Origin of the sequence: Streptomyces sp. NPDC059142, from assembly GCF_042755665.1 — a bacterium.
Taxonomy (GTDB): domain Bacteria; phylum Actinomycetota; class Actinomycetes; order Streptomycetales; family Streptomycetaceae; genus Streptomyces.
Genome location: NZ_JBHZDA010000165.1, coordinates 1 through 7963 on the forward strand (window position 1 = coordinate 1; position 7963 = coordinate 7963).

Annotated in this window: 6 protein-coding genes and 1 pseudogene; 5 read left to right on the forward strand and 2 right to left on the reverse strand. The window is 72.8% G+C overall.

Going from position 1 to position 7963, the window contains the following annotated elements; translation table 11 throughout:
* Nucleotides 1-54: 54 nt before the first annotated feature.
* Complete coding sequence (locus ACFXPK_RS31805; protein ID WP_385080628.1) at nt 55-708, reverse strand: fasciclin domain-containing protein; 654 nt, start codon at nt 706-708, stop codon at nt 55-57.
* Between the two features lie 159 nt (nt 709-867).
* Nucleotides 868-2057, reverse strand: a pseudogene (locus ACFXPK_RS31810) (sulfite oxidase).
* A gap of 317 nt (nt 2058-2374) precedes the next feature.
* Between ACFXPK_RS31810 and ACFXPK_RS31815 the strand changes: the two are divergent.
* From ACFXPK_RS31815 to ACFXPK_RS31835, 5 genes are read left to right on the forward strand one after another with little or no spacing between them, the layout of a single operon-like run.
* A complete protein-coding gene (locus ACFXPK_RS31815; protein WP_385080630.1) occupies nt 2375-3700 on the forward strand; it encodes an NAD(P)/FAD-dependent oxidoreductase in 1326 nt (441 codons plus the stop codon).
* 50 nt (nt 3701-3750) lie between these two features.
* Nucleotides 3751-4473, forward strand: coding sequence for a DUF1365 domain-containing protein (locus ACFXPK_RS31820; RefSeq protein ID WP_385006088.1), 723 nt, complete (start codon nt 3751-3753; stop codon nt 4471-4473).
* A complete protein-coding gene (locus tag ACFXPK_RS31825) occupies nt 4470-5780 on the forward strand; it encodes a class I SAM-dependent methyltransferase (protein ID WP_385006082.1) in 1311 nt (436 codons plus the stop codon). The genes ACFXPK_RS31820 and ACFXPK_RS31825 overlap by 4 nt, the downstream gene beginning before the upstream one ends.
* The gene (locus ACFXPK_RS31830) at nt 5777-7123 is read left to right on the forward strand and encodes a class I SAM-dependent methyltransferase (protein WP_385080633.1); all 1347 of its coding nucleotides are present in this window, start codon (nt 5777-5779) and stop codon (nt 7121-7123) included. Before ACFXPK_RS31825 ends, ACFXPK_RS31830 begins: the two co-directional genes overlap by 4 nt.
* Complete coding sequence (locus ACFXPK_RS31835) at nt 7120-7941, forward strand: DUF1295 domain-containing protein (protein WP_385080635.1); 822 nt, start codon at nt 7120-7122, stop codon at nt 7939-7941. Before ACFXPK_RS31830 ends, ACFXPK_RS31835 begins: the two co-directional genes overlap by 4 nt.
* The last annotated feature ends 22 nt before the right edge of the window (nt 7942-7963 follow it).

The window sequence follows — 7963 nt, forward strand, 5'->3', positions numbered from 1 at the left end:
CACCCCTTCCGGGGGTGCGGGCCCGCGCCGTGCCCGCCGTCCGGCGGGACCGGATCACATCTTCGGCATCAGGACCGTGTCGACGATGTAGACCGTGGCGTTCGCGGTCGGCACGTTGCCGCAGACGACCTTCGACGTGTCGTTCACGGTGTAGGACTCACCCGAACCGGCCGTGGTCAGCGTGGACTTCTCCAGGGTCGGGAAGGTGCCGCTCTCCAGCGCCTTCGGGTCCAGCTTCTCGCCCACGACGTGGTACGTGAGGATCTTGGTCAGCATGGCCTTGTCGGCGAGGACCTTGTCCAGGTCGGCCTTGGGGATCTTGGCGAACGCCTCGTTGGTCGGCGCGAAGACGGTGATGTCCTTGGCGTTGTTCAGGGTGTCGACCAGACCGGCCTCCTTCACCGCGGTGACCAGGGTGGAGAGGTCGGGGTTGTTCGAGGCGGCGGTGGCCACCGGGTCCTTCGACATGCCGTCGAAGGAGCCCGCGCCGGACTTCGGCACCGAGGCACACGCCGTGCCGAAGGGCTTGTCGCCGGTGCCCGCCGCGTTGTCCGCCGGGGTCTCGGCCGTGTCGGTGGCGGCGGAGGACGCCGAGGAGTCGGTGTCCTTGTCCTTGCCGCTGTCGCCGGAGCAGGCGGTGAGGGCGAGCGGCAGTACGGCGGCACCGACGACGGCGAGGGCGGCGCGCTGGAAACGGGTGGTGAACATGGTGGATCTCCTTGGGAAGGACGGTGCTCGCCGGAATGCGGGCACACGGGGGGTAGGGCAGGGTCGGAATGAGGTGGAAATGGACTGAAAAGGGTCGAGGGAGATTCTGGGATGGGACGGGACCGGAGGGAGTGGTCCCCGGGGCGGCGCCGAGGCGGGTCAGGTGACCGCGACGACCACCGAGTGCCAGCCGGTCGCCCCGTTGGGGACGGTGCCGACGCGTCGATCGGTCTGGGTGTAGCCGTCCTGGTCGGTGGCGCGGACCTCAAGGGTGTGGTTGCCGGTGGTGGCGGGCCACTCCCAGACCCACTGGCGCCAGGTGTCCCGGGTGTCCTGGGCCGCCAGCCGCGCCGTGTGCCAGGTCCCGCCGTCGACCCTGACCTCCACCCGGGCGATGCCCCGGTGCTGGGCCCAGGCGACCCCGGCGACCGGGACGGTGCCCGGCTTCGGACTGGCGAACGGGCGCGGGGTGTCGATCCGCGACTCGGTCTTGATCGGCGCCTGCCGCGACCAGCTCCGCTTCACCCAGTACGCGTCGTAGTCGGCGAACGTGGTCAGCTCCAGGTCCTGGAGCCACTTGCAGGCCGATACGTAGCCGTACAGTCCGGGCACCACCATCCGGACCGGGAACCCGTGGTCGAACGGCAGCGGTTCGCCGTTCATCCCGAGGGCGAGCAGCGCGTCCCGGCCGTCCATGACCGTCTCGACCGGGGAGCCGATGGTCATGCCGTCCACCGAGCGGGACACGAGCTGGTCGGCGGGACCGCCCTTCGAGGGCGGCCGTACACCCGCCTCGCGCAGCAGGTCGGACAGGCGTACGCCGATCCACCGCGCATTGCCCACGTACGGGCCGCCCACCTCGTTGGAGACGCAGGTCAGCGTGATGTCCCGTTCGATCAGCGGGCGCCGGAGCAGGTCGTCGAAGCTCAGGGTGAGGGGGCGCGCCACCCCCTTGCCGTGGATCTTCAGCCGCCAGTCGGAGGCGTCGACCCGCGGCACCACCAGCGCGGTGTCCACCCGGTAGAAGTCCTTGTTGGGCGTGGTGAACGAGCTGAGCCCACGGATCCTCAGGTCCGCGCCCGCCGGTGGTGCAGCGCGAACACACCGACCGCCATCGCGAAGAGCGCCAGGACGATCACGATGCCGAGCTGGAGCACCAGCTTGTCGTTGGTCCCGAAGTTCCGTACGGCGAAGTCCTTGAGCCACGGGGGAGTGCGGTCGATGAACGCGCCGCCCACCGCCGTCACAGGACTCGCCTCGGGCCGGACCGCCGCCGCGGCCAGCTCCGCCACGGCCAGCGCGGAGAAGCCCGCGATCAGCCCGCCGAGCGCGCCGAGTCCGCGGTGCAGCAGGCGCGCTGTCGGACCGTCCTGTGGACGGGCCCCTCGTTCCGGCACTTTCCGATCTTCGCTCACACCGGCCATTCGAGGCCGGACGCAAGGCGGATTGGTCGGACACCCGAAGGAATGAAAAGAAGTACCGCCGATGACGGCAGGGCCGGGGCGCAGGACCCGGAACAGGGCGTCCTCCGCGAAAGATCGCGCCACGCACCAATCCCCGGCCCGCGCCGCCCCGAATGCCAGGTGAGGAAGGCCGCGCGCCGCACCTGTGCGCGAGGCCCGGATCGCCGGACGAGGGCGATCGACGCACCAGGGTGAGGAGCAGCATGAGTGGGGAACGTCGGCGTACCGCCGTGGTGGGCGGCGGAGTGGCGGGGCTGACCGCCGCGTACGTCCTGCGGGACGCGCACGAGGTGACGCTGTACGAGGCGGACGACCGGCTCGGCGGCCACGCGCACACCCATGACATCCGCTCGGCCGACGGCCGGACGCACCACGTCGACTCCGGCTTCATCGTCCACAACGCGCGGACCTATCCGCTTCTGCTGCGGCTCTTCGGAGAGCTGGACGTGCCGACGCAGGAATCCAGCATGAGCATGTCCGTCCGGTGCGACGGCTGCGGACTGGAGTACGCGGGGGCGCGCGGCGCCGCCGGTCTCTTCGCCCAGCCGCGCAACGCGCTCAGCCCGCGCTATCTGCGGCTGCTCACCGAGGTGCCCCGCTTCCACCGGGCGGCCCGCCGGCTGCTCGCCGAGGAGGACGGGGGAGGCGCGAGGAACGGGGGAGACGGACAGGGCGGGGGACACGGACAGGGCGCGGGAGACGGGCGGACGCTCGGTGAGTTCATCGCGGCGGGCCGCTTCTCGCCGTACTTCCTCTCCCACTTCCTGACCCCGCTGGTCTCCTGCGTCTGGTCCTGCGACGCCAGGACCGCGCTGCGCTACCCCGCCAGCTACCTCTTCCGTTTCCTCGCCCACCACGGGCTGCTGACGATCTCGGGGTCGCCGGTCTGGCGGACGGTCACCGGCGGTTCGCGCGCCTATGTCGACCGCGTCGGCGAACGGCTCGACGCCGTCCGCACCGCCACCCCCGTACGGTCCGTACGCCGCCACGCCGACGGCGTCGAGCTGACCACCGGGGACGGCACCACCCGGCGGTACGACGCGGTGGTCATCGCCGTCCACCCGGACCAGGCGCTGCGGCTGCTCGCCGACGCCACCGACGACGAGCGCCGGGTGCTCGGGGCGTTCCCGTACTCCCGTAACGCCACCCAGTTGCACACCGACACCGGGGTGCTGCCGCGCAGCGCGGGCGCCCGCGCCTGCTGGAACTACCTGATGCCCGCCTGCGACGCGGGCTCCGACGCCGTACGGGTCAGCTACGACATGAACCGGCTCCAGCGACTCGACGCCCCCGAGACCTATGTGGTCACCCTGAACGGCGCGGACCGCGTCGACCAGGACCGGGTCCTCGCCCGCATGGTCTACGAACACCCGGTCTACACCCCCGAGTCGGTGGCCGCCCAGCGCGAACTGCCCTCGCTCAGCGGCCCGGTCACCGCGTACGCCGGCGCCTACCACGGCTGGGGGTTCCACGAGGACGGCTGCCGCTCCGGCGTGGCGGCGGCCGAGGCCCTGGGGGTGACATGGTGACCGGCGGCCACCCCGACGACGGCGCCCGCGCCACCGCGCCCACCACCGTCGTGCCCGCGCTCTACCCCTGCGACGTCCGCCACGTCAGGACCGCGCCGCGCCGCTACACCCTGGGCCTGCGCACCTACATGTGGCTGATCGACCCCGACCGGCCGCCGCGGCTGCCCCGGCCGCTGCGCCCCCTCGCCCGCTTCGACCCGCGCGACCACTTCGGCGGGACCCGGCCCACCATCCGCGCCGGGCTGACGGCGTTCCTCGCCGCCGAGGGCATCGACCTGGCCGACGGCCGGGTGACGATGCTCGCCCACGCCCGGGTCCTCGGACATGTCTTCAACCCGCTCAGCCTCTTCTGGTGCCACCGCGCCGACGGCACCCCGCTGTGCGTCGTCGCCGAGGTCCACAACACCTACGGCGAACGCCACTGCTACCTGCTGCGCCCCGACACCACCGGGACGGCCACCGTGGACAAGGAGTTCTACGTCTCGCCGTTCTTCCCGGTCGACGGCGGCTACACCATGCGCCTGCCCGAACCGGACGAGCGGCTGCGCCTGACCATCCGTCTGGAACGCCCCGAGGGCAGCCCGTTCACCGCGACCGTACGGGGCGAACGCCGCCCCGCCACCGCCGGGAACCTGGTGCGCGCCGCTCTGCGCCACCCCTGGTCCACCGCCGTCGTCTCCGCCGGCATCCGCTTCCACGGCATCCGCCTCTACCTGCGCGGGCTGCCCGTCCAGCCCCGTCCCCGTCACCAGCCCCAGGAGGGTCTTCAGTGAGCGTCTCCGTCTCCCCGGCTTCCGTCCCGTCCCCGGGCGCTCCCGGCTCCCCCCGCCCGGCCGCCCAGGCCGCCCCGGCCCCCGCCCCCGACCCGCGGCGCTGGCCCGATGTGGCGGCCCTGCCGCGCGCCTCGTGGCTCCGTACGGCCGTGGCGGAACGGCTCGTCCGGCACGCCTTCGGCCGGCTCCCGCTGCGCGTACGGTTCGACGGAGGCGAGACGATCGGCCTCGGCGGCCCGCTGATGGAGATCCACGACGCCCGCGCCTTCCACCGCCGGATCGGCGCGGGCGGTCTGATCGGCTTCGGCGAGTCCTACATGGCCGGCGAATGGGACGCCCCCGACCTGGTCGGCGTACTGACCGTCATGGCCGAACGCCTCGCCGAACTCGTCCCCCGGCCGCTCCAGCGGCTCCGCGGGCTCTGGGCGCCCCGGCAGCCCACCGCGCAGCGCAACACGCCCGAGGGCTCGCGCGACAACATCAGCCGCCACTACGACCTCTCCAACGACCTCTTCGCGCTCTTCCTCGACGACACGCTCTCGTACTCCTCGGCGCTCTTCCGCGGCTTCCCCGCCGACCGCTCGCTGCTCGTCGCCGCCCAGCACCGCAAGATCGACCGGCTGCTGGACGAGGCCGGGGTCGGCCCCGGCACCTCACTGCTGGAGATCGGCACCGGCTGGGGCGAACTGGCGCTGCGCGCCGCGGCCCGCGGCGCCCGCGTCCGTACCGTCACCCTCTCCGCGGAACAGTGCGCGCTGGCCCGCGAACGGATCCGCGAGGCCGGTCAGGAGGACCGCGTCTCCGTCGAACTGTGCGACTACCGCCTCGTGGAGGGCGTCTTCGACGCCGTCGTCAGCGTCGAGATGATCGAGGCCGTCGGCGCCGAGTTCTGGCCCGAGTACTTCATGACCCTGGACCGGCTCCTCGCTCCCGGCGGCCGGATCGCCCTCCAGGCGATCACCATGCCGCACGACCGGATGCTCGCCAGCCGCGACACCTACACCTGGATCCAGAAGTACATCTTCCCCGGCGGCTTCTGCCCCTCCGTCGAGGCGATCGAACAGATCACCGCCGACCGCACCGCGCTGCGCGTGACCGACCGGGACACCTTCGGACCGCACTACGCGGAGACGCTGCGGCTGTGGCGCGAACGCTTCACCGAACAGACCGAACAGGTCGACGCGCTCGGCTTCGACGCCGTCTTCCGCCGGCTGTGGACCTTCTACCTCGCCTACTCGGAAGCGGGCTTCCGCTCCGGCTACCTCGATGTGCAGCAGATGCTGCTGACCAAGGAGACCTCCCGATGACCTCCACCCGGAAGGCCCCCCTCCCGGTGCCCGCGCCGGCCAACGGCGCCGCCCCGCGCCTCCACGCCCTCGCCGGACAGCTCCTCGGCGGCCGGCTGCCGCTGCGGCTGCGCGCCTGGGACGGCTCCGTCGCCGGGCCCGAGGGCGCGCCCGTCGTGGTGATCCGCAACCGCCGTGCCCTGCGCCGGCTGCTCTGGCAGCCCGACGAACTGGGCCTCGCCCAGGCGTACATCACCGGCGAGCTGGACATCGAGGGGGATCTCGCCGACGGGCTGCGCACCCTCGGGAGCGCCGTGCGCGACCGGGGTCCGCGTCCCTCCCGGCTCACCGCCGCGGAGCGCGTCAGGGCGGCCCGTACCGCGCTGAGCCTCGGCGCCGTCGGGGTGCGCCCGCCCGCGCCCGCCGCACAGGCCAGGCTCACCGGTTCCGTGCACAGCAAGGCCAGGGACCGGGCGGCGATCAGCCACCACTACGACCTCTCCAACGACTTCTACGCGCTGCTGCTCGACGAGACGATGGCGTACTCCTGCGGCTACTGGACCGGGGAAGGACCCGGTTACGGCGCCGTCGACGCCCAGCGCGACAAGCTGGAGCTGATCTGCCGCAAGCTCGCGCTGACCCCCGGCGCGCGGCTGCTGGACATCGGCTGCGGCTGGGGATCGCTCACCCTGTACGCGGCCGAGGAGTTCAAGGCCCGGGTCACCGCCGTCACGCTCGCCGCGGAACAGGCCGCGTACGTCCGGGACCAGGTCAAGGCCCGGGGGCTGGAGGAGCTGGTCGAGGTACGGCTGTGCGACTACCGCGACATCGAGGGCGGCGGTCACGACGCCGTGTCCACCGTCGAGATGGGCGAGCACGTCGGCGACGCCGAGTACCCCGCCTTCACCGCGCTGCTGCACCGGATGGTCAGGCCCGGCGGCCGGGTCCTGGTCCAGCAGATGTCGCGCGCCGCCACGGCCCCCGGAGGCGGTGCCTTCATCGAGTCGTACATCGCCCCCGACATGCACATGCGCCCGCTGGGGGACACCGTGTCGCTGCTGGAGGGGGCGGGTCTGGAGGTACGGGCCGTGGAGGCGATGCGCGAGCACTACGTCCGGACGATCCGGGCCTGGCACCGCACGCTGGAGGAGCGCTGGGACGAGTTCGCCGCGCTGGTCGGGCTCCAGACAGCCCGGGTCTGGCGGCTCTACCTGGCCGGTTCCGCGCTCGCCTTCGAGGAGCGCCGGATGGGCGTCGACCAGATCCTCGCCGTACGGCCGACGGCCACGGGGGAGAGCGGAATGCCCGCGGGCGGCCGGGCCGGCGCGCTCCGTGAGTGGTACCAGGGCGGTACGGAGCGGTGAACGGCTACCCGTGGGCCGCGTTCGGGGAGGGGGTCGGCGCCGCCGCCGCGACGGCCCTCGCCGTCATGCTCGTCACGTTCGCGTGCGCCCTCGTCAAGGGGATGCACCGGATCGTGGACATCGCCTGGGGCCTCGCCTTCACGGCCGTCGCGCTCGTCTCGTACGCCGTGTCGGCCGGTGACGGCGGCGACGGGACACGGCGGCTGCTGGTCACCGTCCTGACCGCGGTGTGGGGGCTGCGCCTGGCCGCCCATATCGCCGCGCGCGGCTGGGGCCACGGCGAGGACGCGCGGTACGAGGCGATGCTCGCCCGCGCGCCGGGCAACCGGAACCTGTACGCCCTGCGCATGGTCTACCTGCTCCAGGGCGCCCTGGTCGTGCTGGTCGCGCTGCCGGTGCTGGCCGCGCCGTACGTGGCGGGCCCGCTCGGGCCGGTGGCGTACGCGGGCTGTGCGCTCTGGCTGGTCGGGCTGGTCTTCGAGGCGGTGGGGGACCGGCAGCTCGCCCGGTTCAAGGCCGATCCCGCGCACCGGGGCCGCATAATGGACCGCGGGCTGTGGAGCTGGACCCGGCACCCCAACTACTTCGGGGACTTCTGCGTCTGGTGGGGGCTCTTCCTGATCGTCTGCGACGACCCGGTGGTCGCCGCGGCGACGGTGGCCGGTCCCGTGGTGATGAGCCTGCTGCTCATCAAGGGGAGCGGGAAGCGCCTGCTGGAGCGTCATATGGCGGAGCGTCCGGGCTTCGCCGAGTACACCGCCCGTACGAGTGGTTTCTTCCCGCTGCCGCCGAAGAAGCCCCGGTCCGACGCGCGCTGACCGGACCGCACGGGTCGGCCGG